A 24,971-nucleotide genomic window follows, 5' to 3' on the forward strand; every position below is an offset into this window, starting at 1 on the left:
AAGACATACTTCATAAGTACACACACTTTTTGAGATGTGTTTGTTGAATGATTTTATGCTTATTGGAGGAGGATAGTGTCCCTATCAGTTGGATACACCACAGAGAATCCCCTTGTTGTGCTGTTTATTGTTTTTAATATTTAATTTGGTACATGAAATTTTACGATTAATTTATTCCTTTGTTTTTCTTTTAAAATTCTTATAGTATTCTATATAAATCTTATGGTATTATATAGATAGAAAATTTGTTTCCATTGTTTATACTCTATTGTACGTAGCGTGAAGGACAAACCTTACGCCCAGTTAACTCGGGCGAGGTTTGTCCTTTTTTTACTTTAAGGAGGAATTTACTATGAAAAAAGTCTACAAAATTGGAGCAGTTTTTACAACTTTATGCGTTGCTTGTATCGCGATCTTTACTTTAACTAAAAATGAATCAGTCAACACAGAAACTATAACACCAGAAAAAACAATTGTATCTGCTGCAGATGTAAAAGGATCACCTGAAAATATAAAAGATATTTCCAAAGAAGAATTAAAGCAAAAAATACAATCACATGAAGAGTTCATTGCGTATTACTATCAACCAACCTGTCATTTTTGTAAAAAAGCTGCACCGGATATCAATCGTATGTCAAAAAAGCATGATAGAACCATCTATCATATTGATATCTCTACACTAGAAAATCAAAGTGCCTTTCAAGAGTTCGATATTCCAGGTACTCCAGTTATCGTAGCTTATAACAGAGGTGAAGAAGTTGAACGTCTAGAAGGAGCCGTTTCAGCTGCTACATATGATGGATTCTTTGCAAGACGTAATTCGAGCGCTAGCTAGTATAGTGCTCGTTTTTCTTTGTAAGAAAGGAGAATTAGCATGCAACAAAACGCCCGTATTCATTCTTTAGACATAATAAGAGGCATCGCCAAACAAGTTGGCTTTGTACAGCGATCTAGTAAGTATCAAGCAAACGAACTCATTGCCCTTTGCGTATGGCTCAGTCAAGAAATTGCTAGCACATCACTTACACAATTGTGCAGTCAGTTAGAAGTTTCCACTGGGGCACTTATGAGCTCAGAAGGACTGAATCAACGCTTTAATCCAGCAGCTGTCGCATTTCTTCGAGAGGTCTTTACTTCTCTTCTCACACAAAAACTCTGTTCAAATCACTCACTTTCTGCACACGTGATCTCTACTTTCAATCGTATCCGTATTTTAGATGCAACAGTGTTTCAACTGCCTGACCATTTCGTCACTGACTATCAAGGTTCAGGTGGGAGTAGTAATACCGCAGGCGTGAAAATCCAATTGGAATACGATTTACTTAGTGGTCAATTTCTTAACGTACAGCTTGGACCAGGAAAGAATAATGATAAAACATACGGTACTATCTGCCTTGAAACCGTAGAAGCAGGCGATTTGTGTTTACGTGATCTTGGTTACTTCGATTTAGGAGACTTACAAACTATTCATGATAAAGAGGCTTATTATATCTCGCGGTTGAAGTTGAATACATGCATTTATATCAAGAACCCTGAACCAGAATACTTCAACAATGGTACGTTAAAAAAGCAGACAGAATACATCCAGCTTGATATGACACAAATGATGTCTGGTCTAATCCCTGGTGAAACGATAGAACTCCCCGAGGCATACATTGGTCAAAATCAGAAACTTCCAGCACGTGTTATTATCCATCGTTTAACCGATGATTAAACGCAAACACGTCTAAAAAACCAAGCGATACGTGAAAAGAAGAAAGGCATCGTCATGAAGGATAAAAGTAAACGTTTAATGGGCATGAATGTATATATCACGAACACGTCGCTAGAAGAAGTACCGACGAACTACGTGCATTCATTATATTCACTTCGTTGGCAGATTGAAATTTTGTTTAAAACGTGGAAGTCATTCTTTGAAATTGATGAATGTAAAAATATAAAAAGAGAACGCCTAGAGTGCCATTTATATGGACAACTCATCGGTATTATCCTCTGTTCTTCTACGATGTTTCAAATGCGACAGTTTCTGCTTGAAAAGAAAAAGCAGGAGCTGAGTGAATACAAAGCAATTTATATGATTAAAGATTACTTTCCGTTACTGTTTCAAGCGATAGCCGTTGGCACAGAAGAACTTCTAAAAATTCTGCATCGCCTTTATCAGCTGCTCAAAAAAAAACGGTCGTAAATGTCATAGGTATAAGAAAATGACCGTCTTTGATATTCTAGGGATTGTGTATAAAACGACGGTGAAGTATAGACAAGCTGCCTAGCGAAAAAATCGCATTTTAATAGGCTTCTTTAGCGTGCCTATTTTTTTATCACTTGCTAGTTTTGAAACTAGGAGCATTTCGTATCTATTAATTTACTTGGTTAGCTTGATGGGAATGGGATATCGTCAGCATTTCGGAAAAAAACCACGCTAAGCAAAAAATACAATGAGCTGTCCATTAAGTAAAAATCTATCTAGATACATGTGTTGTTTTTCTTTATAAATAAACGCAAACGCTATAACACCTATTAACGTTGGTAGTGCTAAAATTAAGCAAATAAAAAATGCTACTACCGCATCAATAGGTGCAAATAGTCGCCATAAAAATGGTACATATAAATAAAGGGATGCTCCGCTACCCAATAGATAAATCAATTGGCGTTTGCTTAGCACACCTAACAGTGTTTTTTGTTCCGAAGTCATATCAACAGGAACGGTTACTTTTCTCATTCTGTTTCCTCCCTTGTATAAGAGAAGCTCTCCCCAAATAGAGGAGAGCTTGTACAAACTCTTATGTTTAGATTGTTGTAACCCAAGAAGCAATGTCGTACGCCTTAATCATGACAAAGCCCCCAATTGCTGCACAAGCTAAACCAATCATAGCTTGCGTACGGTTTTCAGGGTTCTTCCCTTGGGCACCAGAAAGCTTAATACTTGCGAATACAACACAAGCAACTACCCAAATACCACCAAAACCAATCAATGTTTTTACAAGTGTATTCATGCTATTTTGAACGGTTTGAGCATTCGCACCACTACCTTTTCCAATACCACTCGTAAAACTACTTTTTGCCAGTAGAAAATCTCCTACCGATGTTGTCATAAGTTTTGCAGACAACCAATTCAACATAATTCCTGCATCTCCGGGTGTTTTTGCTCGCAAAACGCAAAAAGACCTCAATACACGCACACGTCCCCTAAGGACATGGCGCATATTGAGGTCTTCTCTTATATGCGAACTGATTAATTTTATATTTTATTGTAAAATCTTATTGTTTTTATATTATATAGATAAGATATAAAAACAAGTCCTTGTTTACACCTTTATTTCTTTGTATCCTCTTTGTTAGGATCGTACCATACTATTTGACTTTAAAAAATATCACTGTCCGTAAGACCTAAAACATTCATCAGTTACAAAGAATAGACAACCTACAAATAACAGCAACATACTTGCTGCAACAATAAACTTTTGCATTCCTCTTCATCCTCCTTAACTTTCAGACTTTCGAAATCGAAATCCGCTTAAAATAAAAATTTTTTTGGGGTTCAACAATTGATTTGGCAGCAATAACTCTGCTATTTCCTTCATTATTCCTTCAAGCTCTTTATAATAGTTCCGACTAGATAGTAACGTACTACTATTTAATTGAGATTCAAATACATCCTCTATCTCATATGATGCTAAAGCAGTTAATACCTTATCTCCAAAACATTCTTCTACTACCTCATGCTTCAAAAGTGAAGGAGAAAACTTATTCCCAATGATTCTCGTTTTCTCTAAAGCTAAGTAAGAAACAAGCTTTCTCTCCTTTTGTGTAAGAGGATGTGCTATCTTTAGCAATTGATGCAGATCGGGTTCCGCTACAAAGAATATGTAATCTGCCATTTCACATATCTCATGGTATAAATCTTTATCCCAATCGCTCCCCGCATCAATAATAGATATAGGTGCTTCTTGGTTAGCCAATAAAACCTTAATAAAATGGTCAAAATCCTGCTCTGTCTTGTTTTTTAGCTCTTGATCCACAATAGGATTCTTTACAATATAATTTATTTTGCCTTGCTTCCATTTTGGAATTGATAATATATCAAATTCCTTCTGTAGCATCTCTTTATACCGCTGCAACATAAATTCACTACGATAGTTTTCTGGTGCCTCAGTATATCCCTTTAATAACGGATACGTATAACCATCATCATATAGATTCTCTATATAATTCACATCAATCTGTAGTTCATTTAAGTAAGCAGCTAAAAGATGTGAAACAAAAGTAGCACCACTTCTCCTGTTCATGCTGGCCACACAATTGTTCTTCTTGGAATAGCAATACCAATTTGTTTTTCATATACTGGCTCAAAAGCCAATTTATACTGTTTTTTAATAATTGGCGCTTTTGACGTTTCCTTCTGAATAGACTTACGGTTTTGTTTGTTTTTAAATAGTTTATTGGATTTAGAAAAAGGTTCATTTTTGCCACCTTCCTCTAATTCACTTGATACTTCCTCTTCTTCCTCATCAACAAGAACCTTGGGCACCTTTGTTTGTTGCGGTGCTTGACTTGTTCCTACAATTTCCACTACATTTTTAATATCCGATTCCTGTAGCAGCTGCGGGATGCCTTTATTATCAATGTCAATTTTACGAGAGTTAAAAATGTCATAGATACCTAGATAAATCAGTTTCGCTAAAAATTCATCATTATTTTCACGCTCTGTAAATACTACAATGCGAATATCCCGCTGAAAGCGAATGTCTCTTAACTTCTGTAAAATAATTAATTCTCGCTTATCTTCGTGTCCCGCATCAATATTTAATCGTTTGTCATTAATACATAGAATATCAGGTTGCTCCGTATCTAGAATTTCATCTAAATACTTTATGTGCATGACATCACTATCAGCTACTTCAAATCCTGCACCAACAAAATCCTCACGTAAATATGCCGTATACACAGTATCACTAATAGCTAATACAATCTTTTTCATTATGAAAAACTCCTCTTTGATAGAAAATCACTTTAAAGTAATAGCATGTTTTCAAAAGGCACTTTTGTTGCGTTTTGTATTTTTGTTAATAGTTTGGTGAGAAGTGATTCTATTTCAAATCCCTCAAAATTACATGGCATATTATCAATAAGGTTGTATTTGACTCTAACCTCTAAACGATCCTCAATTTCTTCTAACGGTACCTCACTAAATAAACTTTGTTCATATATAAATCCATCTCGAAGATTTTTTTGTATTTCTGTCTTGTCTTTGTAAACAATGGTTACTTGTGCTAATTCAATAAAAGGGTTATCTAAAGTTAATTTCGTATTCCAGTTTAGACTCCAGATTTCACAACGACCGTCTGCATGCACAACATTAGCAGCTACAGATGGAGTAATTGTAAATAAACGATCTACTGGAACATTTGTAAATGTAGTTGTTTTTCCTTCTACTACTTTCAGTCCTCTTTCCTCACGTTCATGCTCAAGTGCAATTTCCGCACCAAACAATGCAATTTCACAAAACACTTGCTCCATTATGGGTTTAATGCCTTCATACGTTCGAACAGCAAATACACTAAATTCCTGAGTTTCATCTGTTCTAATTAATTCATAAATATTAAATTCCGCAGCATTTACGATTGCAAAAGGAATATCTTGTACAAAATTAGGATTTGTAAATAGCGAACCCGGAATCACTGTCTCTGGATGTTTGAAAAACTCTAAACCAAGCTGATCTCCTTTTAGAAATGCATTCTTAGTAGCAGCTGGGAATAATATTTCAAATCTTTTGAGACTGCTTTTAAATTGCTTCTCTTCGACCTCGTTATTAAATTCTCTATCTTGTAAAATGTTTACACGATCAGCAAGCAGTAAAAAATAGTAGTTAATAAGAGAATTAATTCTCTCCTCAAAAACTTGATTATCTTTACAATATTTATCAAATCTTCTTTTACTTTCACTAATAATTTCATTCATTCTTTAATACTCTCCTTATCATTTTCTAGTTATTAAATAAAAAAAGACACACCAATGGCAGGTATATGCCCTCGGTGTGTCCGTTTAGCAAGAATTAAATATATATCTATTTGTATATTAATTTTAAACAATAAAACTTATGCATAAGATTATCTCTATAATATCTAAATGTCAATACTACTTCGCAACTATTAATTAAACTCACAAAAATAATGCTTCTAATTGATTAACCTTTTTCTTTTTTTGCATATGTCATTTAATCACCTAATTCAGGTAATACTATTAGTATATCTAAGTACAGGGTTTTCATACCAAAATTTCGATTTATATTTACAACTAAATTTCAAAAGTAAAAAACCATTCATTTAATATATTCCTTACTTAGAGAACTTTAGATACAAAACAATCTTTATAGTACTCATAGCATAACTAACAGCAAACAACTAAAACATATTAATGTTATGTAAACAGTAAGGCAGTACAAACACGTTCAGTTGACATTAACATATCAACTGACATTGACATAAAATTACATATTGATAGATGAATATAAGTTAAACTAACCCATCCAGTTCATACCTAAACCAACTTATTAATCACATATTTCGCAAACAAAGATTATAAAATAACTTTTGAGTTCCTAATTTAATTATTAGACAAAAAAGCATGCAAATGATGAATATACATCCATACCATGTTTTCCTCGTAAGAATTAAAATGACTTTTAGTTTGCGCATACTTAAATTTGAATGATGTACAAAATCATTTCTATTATAGCTAAGTTTCAAAACCATTTCTTCCACTCAAATACTATAAAAACTACAATCTATATTTATAGATTATAAAGATATTAGCTGCACTTTTTATCATAAAAAAGAACTCATACTTATAGTATACCCAACTAAATAAGTCTTATACCTGAACATTACAACTAAATTTCAAATATGCTACACCATTCTTTTTATAAACCTCCTTGGTCAAGAAGATTTATAAAAAAATCTATCTCCATTTAATTCTCAACATAATTTGAAGTACACAACCCAGACGTGTTAATGTCATATAAACAATTAACTAACACTAATACCTATGATTGAGATTGACATATCGATTGACATTAATGTGAAATGAAACGAAAATGTGTAGATGTTAATTTCATATCAATATTTAAGATGTTATATCACTCTGATGATACCCAGATATAAATCAACGCAAAACTATTTGGTAGATCTACATTTAAGTTAATAGAATGTAACAACTAGCAAACCAGCGCATGCTATATTTTATTACCAATTACTTTTATTAACTTTTTAAGGGGTTTAAGTCATAAACACCCATTAGAATAACTAGTATCTCTAAGTCTAAATGGTAGTTTCTATCTCTGATCAACATGACATTAACAATTAGGATGATCCGTCCTTAGTTTGAATAGCTTTTGTTAATGTTACATTAATCTCATGGCGATTTCTTATTTCATGTCAATGTTATCTTTATGGATATTCGAAGTATACTTATCTAATTTTGATTAACATGTCAATCTCATCATCTTATTTATGATTTTATTAATATATGCAAGCGTGTACTAGAGATCGGATATCTACAAAAACACATCATCAGGATTATTCTAAATCAAACTTTAGTATCTTAAATACTTCCTCAAAATTCCCCATAAAATTCTTCGTTTACGATTCACATTTCATGTTAAAAGGTAATCTTTTTAGATCAACATGTAAACATAGGGTTAATATGTCTATTATAGTTGACAAAACATTAACAATATGTGTTTGTGTGTTGTTAGAAGGTTGTTTTAGTATAGATTTCATGTCAATGTTACATTTTGTATCAATGTTAATTCACGGGCTCAGTTTGTTCTTAAATACTGATAAAGATCGTTTTGTTGATACTGACTACATAAATTTCTATCATGACATGCAATATACAGCTTAAATTGTACATTCTATACTAAATTAATATACATAAATAGATCCGTAGCAAGTAAATAGGGGGTAGGAACGAACCTCTTCGAAGTATTATGATTGTGCTCCTATATCCTTAAATACCTTTTTGTTTATTGAACAATACTAAATCTACATTAATATTATTTACTTTTTACTAGTTTTTATACGTGATAATTACATTTTGGACGTTACTATGTGTATTTTCCGTTATATACCTGGATTATATCCTTATAACTTATTTACAAAATAGCTTTATTTCCTTATCATTAATATTAAGTAGCCTAATTTGTTAATCTCATAGCAACTATCAGTAGTGCTACTAACATAATAAATATATTCCCATTAACAAAACATTACCAATTTGAAATATATAATTGGTAATAAAGTTACTAATTCAACTGAATTTTATACTGAACGTTAATGTTTTGTTAACAAGTGTATGTTTATATGTTAATTTCATATTTCATATAATTCACTGGATTGGTAGGGATTTTCACCCATATTATCGAAATACTAGCTAACATGTTAATTTCAGCTCACATGTTAATTATAATTGGTTGTTTATGAGTTGATTTTTGAGGAGGTAGTTACAATGATTGAGCAAAAAAATGAAAAACAAGACCATCAAATTAACGATGATGATATATTAGATGATAATGTTTTCGAAAAAGCATGGCGGATAACAGAATTCTCAAAACTAGTAGGACGTCATCATAATACAGTTTATAATTGGTTCAATATCCTAGAAGAAAAGGGACTTCATGAAACTTTAAGAACTCAAAATACAAATGAAAAACTCTATAATGCTTTAGACCTTGAAATTGCTCTATTTATAAAGCAGAAAAGGGATGAGAAATGGTCTTTAGATGCAATTATTGACCTTTTACCACACCAGTTTGATTTAAGACCAGTGTCACCAGAACATCAAACAAATGAGGTATCCACTGAATTAAACCTTCAAGCTACTGCAGAAATTATTGAAAAAATGGTAACTAAACAGTTAGAAGAAAAAATAAAACATATTGAATCTCATTATGAAGAGAAGGTACAGAGTATATTAAAGCAGTTACCACAACCAGAAGATGTAGAAACGTTAAAATTACGCCAACGCCAAGATAGGCTTGATAATTTTATTATTGAGCATAGAGCACGCCAAGAATTAAGAAAACAAGCAGAGAGCTTATGGAATAATAAACCTGAGGAAGAGCGTACTAGAAAAGCAGGCTGGTTTAAAAAAGAGGAAGATTTGAGTAAAAAACAACTCTTCATAGAGCAGTACATACAAGATAATATTATTGAGTATATAAAATCTCTTATGAATTCAGTAGAATAATAAAAAAGTCTGGAACTTAGTCCAGACTTTTTTATTATTTTGTAGTACCAAACATTTTATCTGGATCTAAAAAATCTGCTAGATCTTCATCTTCATTTGCTCCAGCATTATTATTTTCTTCGTCACTACCCATATCGATAAAATCTCCAAATGCAAAACCTAAATCCTCATCCTCATCTATACTTTCAATCGTACTAATTTGAGACTTTTTATACTGAATTTGGCTTTGTCTTTCTTTAAACTCATTAAATTCTTCAACTAAACCTTTAGATAATCTCGATGGTAATGCATCAGTTTTATAGAACGTATATACACTTCCTAAGAAATCATTCTTACTCACCAAATATCCATTAAAGACTGTGCCATTTATAGGTAAATTATTTGAAACTTCTACCTTAGCGTCATCCATAAAGGAATCATTAATATTCTTTTGCTCATCTAGGATTGCAAGCATACCAAAATGATGTACTTTTGATGCTTCAACTGAACCATCATCGTTCTTCTTCATCAAATCAATTGGGGGATGGAAAGAGCTTCCTCTTAATGATTCTTGAAACATTTCTATAATTGCATGACTATTTTCTATTTGATTCATATTACGTGAAACCTTATTAATTACTAAACAGCCCGTTTTCTCAAGTAAAATACGTTTAAAGTCTTGAGAATCCAGTATTACAGATGTACCAGATCCATTAGCAGCGGTATTTAACTCATGAATAATTTCACTAATACGTTGATTTGCATAATCTCGTGAATTAGCGACACCTTTTTTCTCATTTTCATTTAATTCCTTAAATTCATCGTAAAAATGCTGGTTATCAGCAAATACTACAAATGCTACACCTTTTGATTTATCATTTGCTAATTTCCAAATTTCCTGTGAAAATTTATTTACTTGTCGTAATACATCAGGCCCATCCGCTCGGACGGGAAGAGTTACAACAATCCCCATTTTAATAAAGTCTTTGCGCTCAATAGCATTTTCAAAGGCTATTCTTGCAAACTTTGCCTGATTCGCCTTAATTTCAGCCATTGGATATAGCTGCGCAACCTTTTGTAATTCTTGTCTGATTACTGGCTTGTTATGAAAAGCCGAAAATTCTTCAATGGCCTTAATGATTGTAGAAGTTCCAGTTCCTCCACCTAAACCTGCAAAAAATAAAACAAGTTCATCCGTAGGTCTTACACGTTCAGTAATAAATTCTTTTAGCTTTTCTTTTGCTTCCTCATTTGAATCAAGGACTTTTACTGCACGCTCAGGATTCTTACCTAAACCACCTAATTTTAGTGAAACTTGATTACTTTTTGGTACATTTTTTAATTCAGCTAGATCTCCATCATTACTATTTAGTGCTAAGCAATTATATACTGCTGTGCCATCTGTATGTGTATATTCCGCAAATTTATCTACCATTCTAGTACCAGCTTGACCAAAACCGATCATCGTCATTTTAACTGCTACTTCATTCTTTAAGAAGTTTTTTGCCATTATTTTATCTCTCCTTATTTATCTTTTTTCTTTTCCCTAACTCAATCAGTACTTGTTGCCCTCTATAAGTTGAGATCAAAAATTTATATGGGTGCATGGTTTTTTCATAGATTAAAGACATTGATGATAGCGTACTCACACTTATTTCAGCTGAACGTCTAGATATATTCGTACGTTCAACCTCTAATGAATAGGATTTTCCCTTTTTTTTCTTTACTCTCCTATCAATAACTACATTTTCCACTATTTCATTAATAGATATGCCCCTCATGTACTTCGTCTCTTGAAATTGTTTATTTACTATGTTTCCTATGTATAGAAATACACTATAGAGTATCTCATCTTGTTCAAGTATATCAGCAAACATGTTTACTACTTCATCTGCAAACTTGATTGTTTGATATTTTTCACTTAAAACTTCGTTCAAGTTGTCCCCCCCCTTAAAACATTGGTTAATTATTCCTAGAAACATAGTACATCATTACACGTCGTATATCAAGTCATTATAAATAAAACTTATATAAAGGTCTTATATATAAGACTTATAAAAATAAAATTGGAATTAATCTATATATTATAAGGGTTTAGATGTACGACGTATATATAATGCGTATACATGTTATATCAATCTTAAATTTCATGTGTTTTACATTTCAACAAAGATTATTAAAAAATCTAGATTAAAATTTAAAAAAACTGATTAAAAATCACCTATTTTTTTAACATGAAAATCCAAGAAAAACTTATACATCTTATATATAAGTTTTATATATAAGATGTATAAAATAATACTTTTATATCAATATTAAAACGAAGAATTACCTATCAAATTAACAAAATTATTTATATAAGACTCTTATATAAAACTTATATATAAACCGTACTTGTACAACTTATATAATCCAGCTTTGTTTTTTCAATTTTCTAACATCTTATATTAGTCGTGTGTATTTATATTACTAAAGAGATTTCAAGACGTTCTTATAGCAATTCACACTAAGGTTTTCTTTATTACCTAGCTATTTTAACAGGATTTATCACTTATAATACCACTCATTGTTAATGTTATGTTAATGCACTGTTCTTCACTTAGTACTTGTTAGTTCACATTATTATATATGTTATAAGAAAAATTATCCTCTGTTCCTCATTTGAATTCAATTCCTTGTCAATTTCATTCATTCCTTGAAAGCCAGTAGAAGAGGTTGTTAATTTCATATGAACAGCATCAATACCCTCAATATTCAACATATTAAAAAGGAAGTACAAGGATAAATCAACTTTGACATTCTAAAAGTAGTAGGCTAACAATCACATCACTACTATGAAAAAGAAACATTTGTTCAAACTAGATTATTAAAAGTGAAATCTCATCTTATTAACATCAAAGTGATACTTACATTACAATAAAAATTTTTGTAATGCATGAGGAATGATGATAACAATTATAACCTTACATAAAATTAACAATTGGTTAATTTTATCATTTCAGTTAGGATTACTCCTTCTCTACGAAGCAAAAGGGGAAGTAGTTCAAGTGACTAAAACCTATATGTTAAGTACCTGTAGACATATTTCTAACTTATTTTTGATTTGGTAGAAACAATTAATAATATTTGTCTAAGCGAATTTATGATTCTATACAATAAAAACAACTAAAAGAAAAAGTTGGAATTTTAAATTGAGTCAATACCCGAATTTAGAAAGAGCGCTTCATCACATATAAAAAGTTGAATTTCGAGTTAAAGATAGAGAAAATTACTCTTTATTATCAATAAGCCTTTTTATAATTCTTGAATAATTTTAATCAATTAAAATGGTATTTTTACTATCTAATAAATGTTAGGACGTCATAATATTATTTTACAAATGGAATTTCATTATAACTATTGTTAGGTGTCTAGTAGTAGCTCGTCCTAACAAAACAAAGGATTTAATAGAGCCTTATAAATCAATAATTTATAAGAGATTTATAAGAGCAGTTATCATCTCAACTTCGATGTACAAAATAAGGTATCTCTAAAGATTAAAATCTCTTATTCATTTTTTCTTGTTTTACAACTACCATATCAATGTAATAATATATGAAAAATAATAAGTATTTAATTTAAGTTTAATTCAATATAAGAGGTGTATGCATTGTCCGGAAAAGTGTATAAATATAGAAGATCAGGTACCAAAAAACATTTTCACTTAAAAGAAGCTGACATTTTTGTCTTTACAGTTTTATATTACAAAAGAGCACTTACAACAAGACAAATCACTCAGTTATATAGTGCATTTGAGGGAAGAGAATGTTCTGAAGCTAGCATATTTACAAAACTTGACCGTTACTCACAATATGGAGCTATGCTAACTAAAAGAATAGATAAAAAGGCTGACAGTATTACGAAACGTGCTTTATTTTCCTTAAAAGAAAAGACAATTGAATTCTTAATGGAAATAGGAAGAATTTCAAAAAAAAGTTCAAAAAGACGTTACTCAAGAGCAACTTCTTTTCACACAATGTGTTCACGTGAGGTCATGATCCGTACTCTTTTAGCGACTACAAAGAAGAAACAAACCAATGAAATATTATATGAATTGGATATTCGTTCTTTTTACCAGAAAAAAAATGTGAAAATTGAGGACAACCAATTGACTTTGATTCCTGATGAACATATTTCATATCAAGATAAAAATATCCATATTGAGATGGATATGTGTAAAGAAACCAATTCTACCTTAGTTGAAAAAGTAGAGAAGTACATAGAATATACAAAAAAAACAAATGAAGATGTAACTGTTGTCTTTGTTATGTACGACAAATCAATGTTCCTTGCAGAAGATGCAGAACCGCCATACGTACGTATGAAAAATCTATTATTTTCTATGCGGAAGTATCATGAACTATTAATGAATATACCAAATCTAAATGTACACATTTGCTCATTGAAAGATGCTGGAGATGTTATTTCAGATATCATTCTAGGAATAGATGATAATCAAAACTTTGAACAGGATATTCTTTTACCTTTATCTCAACGTACAGTAGGAGATGCCGATTGGCGCTACGCATTTGTTGAAAAAGTTCAAACATTTAAGGAAACAATAGATGGTGGTCTTAGACGAACGTATAGGAGAGATAAAGAGGCTATGCAAGATTTCTTCTTTATTTTTGGGAATGAAAATGATTACCGAATGATTGCTAGATTAGACGATGTTGTGTTTTCAAGAAGAGAAGGTGATGAGGGGGTGCCACTTGTTGTGATCTATCCAAAGCGTAAAAAGGCTAGAGATATACTTTTAATGGACACTTATGACAATGTGCTACTGCTATCCCTCCAAAATGAAAGTGTCACTATAGACGCGGATGAACAAATCATGGTACGTACTGCAAATAACATACACCCGAAAAGACGCAAACTTGTAGAATTATATTAATCCATTGTTTTTTATATACTTTTATACAATTTTATTGATTTTTATTATTTAAGGTGATAGAATTATGTTTGAACTAAACACAAAAAACTACAATCAAATCAGAACATATGAAATTAAGGCAAGCGACACACGCTGTTTTTACAGTGGGTGTCGCTTGCCTTTTTTTATATGGAGAAAGGTGGAAAATCAAAATGGGTTTACAATATGCAACTTCTAATACTGGGGGGCTCTCTGCTAGAGAAGCGTTTAAAAACCCTGAACTAGTCCTCAAACATATGACAGAAGAGGGCGCAACGTTTAGCGTTTCTCTACAAGATATCCAAATCCCAGGAAAACCGAATTACTACTGGTATGATGTAATCATTGAAACAGCAACAAATAAAAAAATAGAAGTAAATATTGCAGTACTTTCCCAAGAAGAATATAACCAACTCTGTGATAGAGATAGTATTGATTTATATTTAAAACAAACTGAAGACGCAGCAAAATTCTTTTTTGAAAAATCCAAGGAATTATTCCAACCAGAATTCAATAATCGATTCAAGTTTAAGCATAAAGCTCAATTATATCTGTAAGAGGTAGGTGAGCCTATATGCAGACATTTAAACAACGATTACCGTTATTTACTACAATTGGCTTAATTAGCGGATTTATTCTTTCATTTGGATTCGGTTTAGTAAACTACATCAAGTTACTCTACTATGCATTTGAACCACCGTCTTATCCTATAGAAATTACATATGTACCGCTTATTTTAATGTTCTTCTCTTTGCTATTAGGAGAATTCAGCTTTAGGTTTTACAGCCGTATTCCTGCTTTGCATGTGAAAAATGGGAAATTAATAATATTAATTGTTTCTCATATTGCAGTTGATATTCAATTTTTATGGTTTGCAACTGCTCCGATCCATGCAAAAGTTATTCCGTATCTTACGGATAAATCAAAACATGTTAACTTTGGTGAGTATGAAGCCATAGGTCATGTCTTAACAGGGAATTTCCACACACTCACTATGATTTTTGTCTTTTTACCTACAGTCTTTATGATCTTGTTTACACTTTGGTATAGTGGCCATATTGTTCGTTACAGAGAAGAAATATTAAAGTGGGTACAAAAATACGAATATAAAAATCACAAGTTACAAAAATGGTTTAATAGCCAAGGAGAACAAATATATCCTGATGTAGAAATTGGACCTCATATTGAGCATAAAGAGATGGTTCGTATTAAGGGGAAAGATAGAACGTTAAATGGAATTATTATTGGTCCAATTGGTTCTGGTAAAACATCAAGTTTAATTATTCCTATGATAAATCAAGATTTACACTGGATGGTGCGTTTCATAAATAAGTTCGAAACTGTGTATAAAAAGAACGATTATGATTCAGAAGAAGTAAAAGGAACATTCTTAAATGGTGTCACTGTTATTGAACCCAGTAATGATCTATGTCAAAAGGTATATAAATTAGTACAAGCACATAAGATTCCTGCAAGCTCGGTTTACTACATTGATCCAACCAATCCTGATACCAAAAATATAAACATTCTGCGTGGACCGGTTGATAAAGTAGCAGAAGTTTTCGCAATGGTTATTCAAGGTTTGTCTGAATCTAACAATGCATTCTTTGAACAAGCGCAGCGTAACCACCTTAAGCAACATATCTACTTATTAAAACTGCATAATCCACAAAAAGATGTCACCTTTGATGATTTAATAAGCATGTATGACGATGTAGAGCGTGTCCACCGTATGCACAAACTATTAAAAATACAGGTCGAAAAGCTATATGATTTTGTTCAAACCGGGGCTGCTTCACGTGATCAAAAAAACGAGTATAAGATTATAAAAGGAATTGATGAGTGGTTTGGTGCGACACGTTTCTCTATAAATAGTTAATAACTATGAAATGAGAAGACTATCTAGATTAACACAGATAGTAATAACTGATTTAACGAGTGAGTGGAATGAAAGCCTTCATGTTGAGCTGAAACACTCCCAATAATACTCCTACATGCAGAGAAAGTTGATAGACTGCACTGTATGAAGCTAGGTGAAGACGCATGAAGAAAGCCTAAGTACATGACAACATGTATATGGCAATTGATAATGCGGTTGGCTATAAACTAATCATGGTGAGAATGACCAACTGGTCTGACGAAGATACGAATGTACGGGTCTAAAATTCGAATACAGTGAAAACTGTATCCCTTGTATGGGGTAAGTCAACGAAAAGTAAGAATCGAACCTATGAAATTCGTACTATGTAACAATGAACATAGAGAACTTACAGGCCTATAGTATCCACCTAAAATTAGATGTACAGCTAGTTAAATCGGAACGTGGGAAGCGAGAGACAACTATTTAAACCACTATCTTGGGGTTGGTTCATATAAGGTATAAAGCCGAAATTGATTTACTCTCGTGAAAGCAGGGGTACAGTACCGATGAAATTATGGAAACATAGTGGAGGGATAACCCCGAGTCATTAAAGAAATTAAACAATAGTAACCAAATGAAGTTCATAAGGTCGAGTATGATGATGGGACTTTCCAAAAGGAAGGAGCAATATATCCATCGATGAACGCTACACTGAGAAACAGCGAGTACTACGGTATGCAATCCACCTTTGACACGCTATATGAGCGCAGTAAATATAACTGCACAAAAGGAATAGGATTATATGAAATTATAACATCAAAAGAAAATATACTACTCGCATACCGCAATATCAAAGCCAATACAGGCTCAAAGACAAGAGGTACAGATGGAATAACCATAGATAATTACAAAATGAAAAATGTAGAAAACTTCATAAAGGACATTAGAACAGCTTTAAATGATTATAAACCTCAAAAAGTACGAAGGGTAGCGATACCTAAAGAAAACGGTAAAACAAGGCCTTTAGGTATTCCTACAATGAGAGACAGACTAATCCAACAAATGTTTAAACAAGTTCTCGAACCAATATGTGAAGCAAAATTCTACAATCATTCCTATGGATTTAGACCTAATCGAGCGACAAAACATGCAATAGCTAGATGTCAATCTCTTATAAATAAAGGGAATAAACATCATATAGTAGATGTAGATATAAAAGGTTTCTTTGACAATGTAAATCACACCAAGCTAATAAAACAGCTATACAACATTGGAATAAAAGATAACAGGGTGCTAAGCATTATTTCAAAAATGCTTAAATCACCGATAGAAGGCGTAGGTATACCTTCAAAAGGAACACCGCAAGGTGGTATTCTATCACCACTACTATCGAACGTTGTACTGAATGATCTAGACTGGTGGATCTCGAACCAATGGGAGAACATGGATACGAAACACACGTACACAAGCCTTCACAAATATAGAGCACTGAAGTCTACAAAGTTAAAAGAAATGTTTATCGTACGATATGCAGATGACTTTAAAATCTTTACAGATTCTCACGAATCTGCAAAGAAGATATTCCATGCGGTCAAAGAATACCTTGAAAATCACCTACAGCTTAATATATCAAGAGAAAAGTCAAAGATAACAAATATTACAAAGGGTAAATCAGAATTTCTAGGATTCAAATTAAAAGCAGTTAAAAAGAAGAATAAATTTGTTGCTAATACTCATGTTTCAAGTAAACAAATAAAAACTATTTTAGCTAAAACCAAAAAATTAATCAAAGAAATTCAACATAAACCAACTGTAATATCTGTCAACAAATATAATCAATATATATTAGGAATCAAAAACTACTACCGAACTGCTACGCATGTAAATTATAATTTTCGCCTAATAGCCTATCGTCTATCACGAACCTTATATAATCGACTTAAAAACCATGTATTTGAAAAACCAATAAACCCTTCGGTTTTATATAAACGACTTCATAAAAACAACTATAAAACATACAAAATAATGGGAGTCTATTTATATCCAATAGCAGATATTCGAACTGAAAATGCAATGAATTTCAGTCAAAATATCTGTAATTACACCACTGAGGGAAGAAAAAATCACAAGAGAATTAAACAAAGTGTAGAACACGAAATTAATAAAATGATGTTCACACAAAGAAATGACAACTTGGAGTACGAGGATAATCGAATCTCTAGGTACTCCATGCAGTTAGGGAAATGCTCAATTTTGGGAACATTCCTAGAAGCTGAAGAGGTACATTGTCATCATGTAACCCCCAGAAAATTAGGAGGAAAAGATGACTTTAAAAACCTTGTGATTGTTCATAAATTAGTTCATACACTTATACATGCTACAAAGAAAGAGACGATTGTTAAATATAAAAACTTACTTCAATTGGATGGAAAACAATTGAAAAAACTCAATATGTTTCGTCAGAAATGTAATTTGGATATTATTGATTAGTTAATTTAATGATGGAACGCCGTATGCGGTGAAAATCGCACGTACGGTGTGGAGCAGGGGAAAAGGTGGAGATTGCCTCAAAACCTTACCTATTGCTATATAATACAATCTGTGAAAAAACAGATTTCCAAGGAGAACCGGCCGTTTATAAATCAGGAAAATATCGCGGACAACTGATGCATTATGATAGAGAAGAAGAAGAATATGTAAAGGGTTTGCGTAATATCTTAAAAGATTTAGCTTCAAACGTATTAATACGTCGTGTTTTGTTTGGAAAATCCGATTTTGATTTCGATGTACATGTGCGCCCATACGGGCATTTAGAGATTCAACTCTAGCAAAGTTGTAGGCTCAGGTCTCACAAAAGCCTATCATCAACCAACTTATCCGTGAAGGAAACTGAACGGGGAGTGTAGCATGTTGGTAAAGCCATAAGTTAATTAGTTACCAAATTACGACTGAATGGCCAGATGAAACGTATAGACAAGGATGAAAGCTAAACTGCTTAAACGATAGTCCAAGGGGGGATATCGAACCCCATGACGAAAGGTAACTAGTAACGTTATGTAGTAATGACCATTTAACCAGGTGTACGCTAAATGGTATAGAAGGACGAGGTCTTCATCCTCAAATCCAGAGATCCATTACTAACTATCCACTGTAGGTGGAAAAGGACGAAAGTCGCATCCAACACTATAGCAAGCTCATCTCTAAATGTACTAAATGGGGATTACCTAAGTTGGAACGCCAATACAAACTGGCTATTAAGGATGATACCAAGTGTAAATCAAGGTATGTGGCTTCTGAATATCCAATAAGGTAACGGAGTTTCCGTAGTAGTCAGAGATAGGGAAAGCCTATTACAGGGCGAAGGGAAACAGTTTATCAGTTTAATACAAATTAGGAAGGAGCGTGAGGCTCTTTGAGAAATCCAAATGAGGTATTAAACAGCCTACGTACCATGGCTAGTAATACAGATTACAAGTTCAAGAGACTATACAGAAACCTGTATAACCCAGAATTTTATTATATGGCATATTCTAAGATATACGCCAAAGAAAGCAACATGACCAAAGTTACGGATGGAATGAGTATTGAAAGAATTAACACTCTTATAGACAAAATTAAACACGAGACTTACAAACCTTATCCAGCTAGACGGATTTATAGGAACAAAGCTAATGGTGGTAAAAGACCACTAGGCATCCCTTCTATGGATGATAAAATCATACAAGAAATAATACGAAGTATCCTTGAGAGTATATATGAATCTACGTTCTCCGATGATTCACATGGGTTTAGACCTAAAAAGAGCTGTCATACTGCGTTAATTCAAATTCAAAAGACATATAGAGGGGTACGATGGTTTGTTGAGGGGGACATAAAAGGTTTCTTCGATAACATAAATCACCACTCACTTATAAATATCCTTAAAAGAAGGATTGATGATGAAAAATTTATAAGGTTAATTTGGAAGTTTCTCAGAGCAGGTTATCTTGAAGAATGGACATATAACAACACATTCTCTGGCACCCCTCAAGGAGGCATAATCAGTCCCATACTATCAAATATTTATTTGAATGAACTAGACAAATTTATGAAGATCTATAAACAACAATTTGATAATGGAGCAAGAAGAAAGACAAATCGTGATTATGCGTACCTTTCAGATAAGAAATACCGACTACGAAAAAAACATGAGGAACAATGGGGACCAATGTCAGAGGACGAAAAAAGAGAAGTTAAACTACAGTGGAACAAACTACACAAAGAACAGCTCTCTATACATTCAAAAGAACCTATGGACGAAAACTACAAAAGAATTGTATATACCAGGTACGCAGATGATTTCCTCATAGGAATAATAGGTAGTAAAGAAGACGCTATTCAAGCCAAAGAAAATCTTACGATTTTTCTTAAAGAAACCCTTGAACTCGAGTTGTCACAGGAAAAGACTCTCATAACCCATAGTGAAAAATTAGTACAATTTCTCGGTTACGATATTACAACCTCAAGAGAAGAAGCAATAGCAAAAACAACCCATAGAAGGACAAAAAGGGTATTCTCTTTCACACCCAAACTATACGTACCCAAAAACAAATGGATAAAGAACCTATTTCAAAAAGACGCACTAGCAATTGATAAAAATACAGGTACTTGGAAACCTAAACACAGAACCTATCTAAAAGATAATGACGACTTAGAGATTTTAAGTATCTACAACGCAGAAATTCGTGGTCTATATGAATACTACAAGTTGGCGAATAACGTAAGTGTTATAAATAAATACAAATACATAATGGAATATAGTATGTATAAAACGCTCGCTAGCAAGTACAAAAAAAGTGTTAAACAAATACTCAACAAATATAAAACTATTGGGAAATTTGGTATACGATACAAAACTAAAAACGGTGAAAAGATAAGATATCTTTATGACCAAGGATTTCGGAGACAAATAAGTATAGATACCAAAACAGAAGTCATGACTTACGTGAAGGACACACCTTACGTACCATTCCAACGGTACAGGTGTGTCCTTTTTTACGTTCTAGGAGGAAAATATAATGGTGTGCGAGACGTTCTCGATTAAGTAATGCGCAAGCATAAGCGACAACGAGGACTGTTCTAGATTGTAGAAACAACAAAAACAATTAAGAGCAGGATAACTGTTCAGACGAGTGGTAGGAATGATGGAGTAACGACCTGAAACTACCCCAGTGAGATTCCCAACTGCATATGCTAGGTATAGTGTGATGTAGGAAGCAGGGTAAAACATGCAGTCAAAATCCGTAGTACCCGACCGGGCAACCGAAAGCCATTGGGAATAATAAACCAAATGGAACTGATTAAGTATTGTATGCTGTCAACCGACATGGTGAGAATGTGTAAACACTGACGAACTTGCGAATGTACGCCTCGATACAGTTACGGGTCAGAAATGATTCGGGGTCTGAAAATAAGACTTGTCTAAAGGATTAGAGAAATGCCATTTTCAATAATCCTAAACGTTGTTATAGGCAACGGAGCTAGACACGGGGTATAGTGAGCACCTAAATCGGAGGTCTGCGGACCTTTAAAACAATGATAGTCTGAACGGAACGTCGAAAGCCACTAGCGTTGAGTCAATGACTCTATCGACGGATACAGCTGAATGCGAAACGGGTAACCGAGGGAAGTATTCTTAATAGTGGTGAGAGTAGTGGTACGACCTGTGAAGGTTCTGTAATGGGACTGGAGGAACAGCCACAAGCCTATTTTGTAGGAACTGAACTTTCATCTAATCTTGCATGGATTCTGGTAAGACTCAAAAGGTCACCAAATCAATATGAGAGAAGGTGATAGACCATGAATGACAACTCTAAGCCCACGCTAAAGGATAAGAAATTAAGACACAACGAATATTACGGTATTCAACCTGTCCTAGATAACTTATACCTAAAAGCAACTAAAAGAAATTCATTCAAAAACTTAATGTCTATCATAACATCAGACGAAAACATACTTCTTGCCTTTCGTAACATCAAAGGTAACAAAGGAAGTAAAACATCAGCCTGTGACAATGTACATATTAAGGATATTGGGAGAATGGAACAAGACTATTTCTTGAATGAAGTCAAAAAACGCTTTCAAAACTACCAGCCGCAGAAAGTAAGACGTAAAGACATACCAAAAGATAATGGGAAAATAAGACCCCTAGGAATACCTAGTATGTGGGACAGGATTATCCAACAGTGTATTCTTCAAGTCTTAGAGCCTATCTGTGAAGCGCAGTTCTGTACAAGGAGTTAAGGTTTTCGACCTAACAGAAGAGCAGAACATGCAATAGCGGACAGTATCAAAAAGGTGAATCAACAAAATCTTACATATGTGGTGGATGTAGATATTAAAGGATTTTTCGATGAAGTTAATCATGCTAAACTTATGCGCCAATTATGGACACTAGGTATACGTGATAAACAACTACTAGTTATCATTCGAAAAATACTAAAAGCACCAGTGCAAATGCCCGATGGTAAAACAATAGTCCCAACAAAAGGTACTCCACAAGGTGGTATTCTTAGTCCTCTACTTGCAAATGTCAATCTTAATGAATTTGACTGGTGGGTAAGCGATCAATGGGAAACGTTTAAAGCCAAAAAGGTAAAACCGAGATACAAAGATGGAATCTGGAGTAACGATAACGTAACAAATCAACTTATAATAACATCCAAAATGAAACCAATGTATATCGTAAGATACGCAGACGACTTCAAAATCTTCACAAACACACGAAGTAATGCGGAGAAAATCTTCAAAGAAAGCCAAATGTGGTTAGAAGAACGTTTGAAGCTACCCATTTCAACCGAGAAATCTAAAGTAACCAATCTGAAAAGACAAGAAAGTGAATTCCTAGGATTCACGCTCAAGGCTGCGAAGAAAGGTAAAAAGAAGAATGGTGACACACGATATATTGCGGAAACACACGTATCTCCAAAAGCACTGAGAAAGACAAAACAAGACTTAGCCAACCAAGTGAAGAAAATATAGAAAACCTCAACCTCTATCGAAACAATAAAGAGAATCGGCATATACAACAGCATGGTCATTGGCAAACATAACTATTACAAAATAGCGACACATGTCAACCTAGACTTCAGAAAAATAAGTCTAGGATTAATCCAAATGATGTACAACCGTTTCCCAAAAGTAGTAAATAGTGGTAAACGAAACACAAACGGATACACGAATATAGGAGAGTATAACGGAAAAGACAAAGGTATCAAGCCATATTTAGTTTCAAAACAAATTAGATACCTAATGAAACGTCCTATCCTACCAATCTCTTATATTCAAAACAAAAACCCGATGATGAAAAAACAAGCCATTAACAAATACACCGTAGAAGGTCGAGCCTCGATACATAAAATCTTGGCAGATATAACCGAAACGGAACTAAAATGGTTAAGAGAAAATCCAGTCATAAACAAACGGACAACCGTAGAGTACAGTGACAATCGAATTTCCCTTTATGTCTCACAAAAAGGAAAATGTAGTGTAACAGGTGAGAAACTCTTCCCTTGGGACATGCACTGTCACCATAAGAAATTGTGGAGTGAAACAAAAGATGACAGCTACAAAAACCTTACAATCATCAAACCAAGTATCCATAGACTAATACACGCAACCAAAACAGAGACCATAAACCAATTACTCAATGAACTAAAACTCAACGAGGAACAACTAGGTAAACTTAATAAGTTGCGGAAATTAGTCGAAAACAATGAAATCTGTATAGAATCACAAAACGAAGTGGAATCAAAAAACGAACAACTAGCGTTGTTCACTTGGAACTTATCATTATTAGGTGAGACGAAAACTACAATTTAGGTAGACCGCCGTATGCCATGAAAGTGGCACGTACGGTGCGGATCGGGGGAAAAGTTGGAGATAAACTCAAAGACTTACCTATCGACAATAGAAGGTAAAGTAAATACTCAAATTGCAAAAGAGCTAGGGATGGTATTTGAACCGGATAGCACGCTAGAGGAAACCTTTATAGAAACAACTTTCAATCAATTTGAACGAATACGTGAACATGAATTAGATGAATTAGCTCGTATGAAACGTCAACGTACTGTAGGGAAAGGCTTAATTACCGTAGTATCTGAAAAATTATTCCCAACTAAAAACGGGACATCTGAGCGAATACAAGTGCTCACAATGCAAATTGGTACTCATACGACAGCATATTGTCCAATTACAAAGGCAGGTATAAATATTCCTAAAAATCCTCAATGGCTGATAGGTAGAACAAAACCTTTTATTATTGAGCATTTCCAAAAAACTGAGGAAGGGAACTTTGCTGTTGTATCTATCACTGCAGGAGAACTTGCACTGCAAAGAAAATTATATGAAGAAATAGTAGAGCAAGAGGGGAATAAAGTATACACAGGAACAGTTTCTGGACATATTCCATCTGCACAAACTATTCTGGTTGAAGTTCATGGTGTAACAGTAGGAGTAAGATACTCGCAATGGTCTCATTCATTCGTCCGCTCGACGGATATTATTATTGGTGATGTTGTAGAGCTTATCATCGATAAAGTAGTGGAAAAGAATGGGCGATATGAGTTTAGAGGAAATAAAAAGAAACTAGAAACAGATCCAATGGAAAAACTCTTAGAATTAAAAAAACGACGTGACCGATTTATAGGTAAAATTGTAGGGATAGATGCTATTGCTGGAATTTTCGTAGAGGTTGCACCAGGTATTCAGTTTAAAGGACTAAAAGGTCGTAATCTGGCAAATCCAACCATGGATGACGCAATAAACCAAACAATTGTTACATGTGAGTTGCTTAATATTGATGCTAAAAATAGAAGAGGAACAGTACGTATCCTAAATTATCCGCAAGGCCAAAGTAAAAAATCTAATTCGTCAATTTACAAATTTTAATGGATG

At 33.3% G+C, this 24,971-nt stretch carries 12 protein-coding genes and 5 pseudogenes; 11 read left to right on the forward strand and 6 right to left on the reverse strand.

Features of this window, described 5'->3' with window-relative positions:
* Positions 1-352 precede the first annotated feature (352 nt).
* Together C4S65_RS22895 and C4S65_RS22900 are read left to right on the forward strand one after the other, a co-directional pair.
* The gene (locus tag C4S65_RS22895) at positions 353-835 is read left to right on the forward strand and encodes a thioredoxin family protein (RefSeq protein WP_103945486.1); all 483 of its coding nucleotides are present in this window, start codon (positions 353-355) and stop codon (positions 833-835) included.
* A 39-nt stretch (positions 836-874) separates the two neighbouring features.
* Positions 875-2,270: pseudogene (locus C4S65_RS22900) on the forward strand (IS4 family transposase).
* Between the two features lie 149 nt (positions 2,271-2,419).
* Here the strand turns inward: C4S65_RS22900 and C4S65_RS22905 are convergent.
* The 4 genes and pseudogenes from C4S65_RS22905 to C4S65_RS22920 form a co-directional block, all read right to left on the reverse strand.
* Positions 2,420-2,719: a PrgI family protein gene (locus tag C4S65_RS22905; protein WP_001233536.1), complete on the reverse strand. Its 300-nt coding sequence runs from the start codon at positions 2,717-2,719 to the stop codon at positions 2,420-2,422.
* 67 nt (positions 2,720-2,786) lie between these two features.
* Entirely contained in the window at positions 2,787-3,203 is a 417-nt protein-coding gene (locus tag C4S65_RS22910; RefSeq protein ID WP_098838765.1) for a hypothetical protein, read from the reverse strand.
* Between the two features lie 279 nt (positions 3,204-3,482).
* A pseudogene (locus C4S65_RS22915) lies at positions 3,483-4,978 on the reverse strand (hypothetical protein).
* A 32-nt stretch (positions 4,979-5,010) separates the two neighbouring features.
* Complete coding sequence (locus tag C4S65_RS22920; protein ID WP_103945487.1) at positions 5,011-5,958, reverse strand: hypothetical protein; 948 nt, start codon at positions 5,956-5,958, stop codon at positions 5,011-5,013.
* A gap of 2,547 nt (positions 5,959-8,505) precedes the next feature.
* Between C4S65_RS22920 and C4S65_RS22930 the strand changes: the two genes are divergently transcribed.
* The gene (locus C4S65_RS22930; protein WP_098838762.1) at positions 8,506-9,246 is read left to right on the forward strand and encodes a MerR family transcriptional regulator; all 741 of its coding nucleotides are present in this window, start codon (positions 8,506-8,508) and stop codon (positions 9,244-9,246) included.
* A gap of 34 nt (positions 9,247-9,280) precedes the next feature.
* Here C4S65_RS22930 and C4S65_RS22935 read toward each other — a convergent pair whose 3' ends face one another.
* The gene (locus tag C4S65_RS22935; RefSeq protein WP_001097011.1) at positions 9,281-10,735 is read right to left on the reverse strand and encodes a cell division protein FtsZ; all 1,455 of its coding nucleotides are present in this window, start codon (positions 10,733-10,735) and stop codon (positions 9,281-9,283) included.
* Between the two features lie 4 nt (positions 10,736-10,739).
* A complete protein-coding gene (locus C4S65_RS22940; RefSeq protein ID WP_001006726.1) occupies positions 10,740-11,162 on the reverse strand; it encodes a hypothetical protein in 423 nt (140 codons plus the stop codon).
* 1,712 nt (positions 11,163-12,874) lie between these two features.
* Here C4S65_RS22940 and C4S65_RS22945 point away from each other — a divergent pair.
* From C4S65_RS22945 to C4S65_RS22985, 8 genes and pseudogenes are all read left to right on the forward strand, one after another.
* On the forward strand, positions 12,875-14,158 hold the full coding sequence (locus C4S65_RS22945; protein ID WP_103945488.1) for a replication-relaxation family protein: 1,284 nt from the start codon (positions 12,875-12,877) through the stop codon (positions 14,156-14,158).
* A gap of 191 nt (positions 14,159-14,349) precedes the next feature.
* Entirely contained in the window at positions 14,350-14,733 is a 384-nt protein-coding gene (locus C4S65_RS22950; protein ID WP_103945489.1) for a hypothetical protein, read from the forward strand.
* Between the two features lie 17 nt (positions 14,734-14,750).
* Positions 14,751-16,025: pseudogene (locus C4S65_RS22955) on the forward strand (conjugal transfer protein TraG); the annotation flags it as partial.
* A 711-nt stretch (positions 16,026-16,736) separates the two neighbouring features.
* Positions 16,737-18,527 (forward strand): group II intron reverse transcriptase/maturase, encoded by a 1,791-nt coding sequence (gene ltrA / locus C4S65_RS22960; protein ID WP_098447822.1) that lies wholly within the window; start codon positions 16,737-16,739, stop codon positions 18,525-18,527.
* A gap of 101 nt (positions 18,528-18,628) precedes the next feature.
* Positions 18,629-18,865, forward strand: a pseudogene (locus C4S65_RS22965) (conjugal transfer protein TraG); the annotation flags it as partial.
* Between the two features lie 584 nt (positions 18,866-19,449).
* Positions 19,450-21,120, forward strand: a complete 1,671-nt coding sequence (locus C4S65_RS22970) for a reverse transcriptase/maturase family protein (protein WP_258043884.1) — start codon at positions 19,450-19,452, stop codon at positions 21,118-21,120.
* 755 nt (positions 21,121-21,875) lie between these two features.
* Positions 21,876-23,897, forward strand: a pseudogene (ltrA, locus tag C4S65_RS22980) (group II intron reverse transcriptase/maturase).
* Positions 23,898-24,026: 129 nt separating this feature from the next.
* On the forward strand, positions 24,027-24,965 hold the full coding sequence (locus tag C4S65_RS22985; protein ID WP_103945500.1) for an RNA-binding protein: 939 nt from the start codon (positions 24,027-24,029) through the stop codon (positions 24,963-24,965).
* The last annotated feature ends 6 nt before the right edge of the window (positions 24,966-24,971 follow it).

It is taken from the genome of Bacillus sp. ok061 (assembly GCF_900108285.1).
GTDB classification, from domain to species: domain Bacteria; phylum Bacillota; class Bacilli; order Bacillales; family Bacillaceae_G; genus Bacillus_A; species Bacillus_A thuringiensis_S.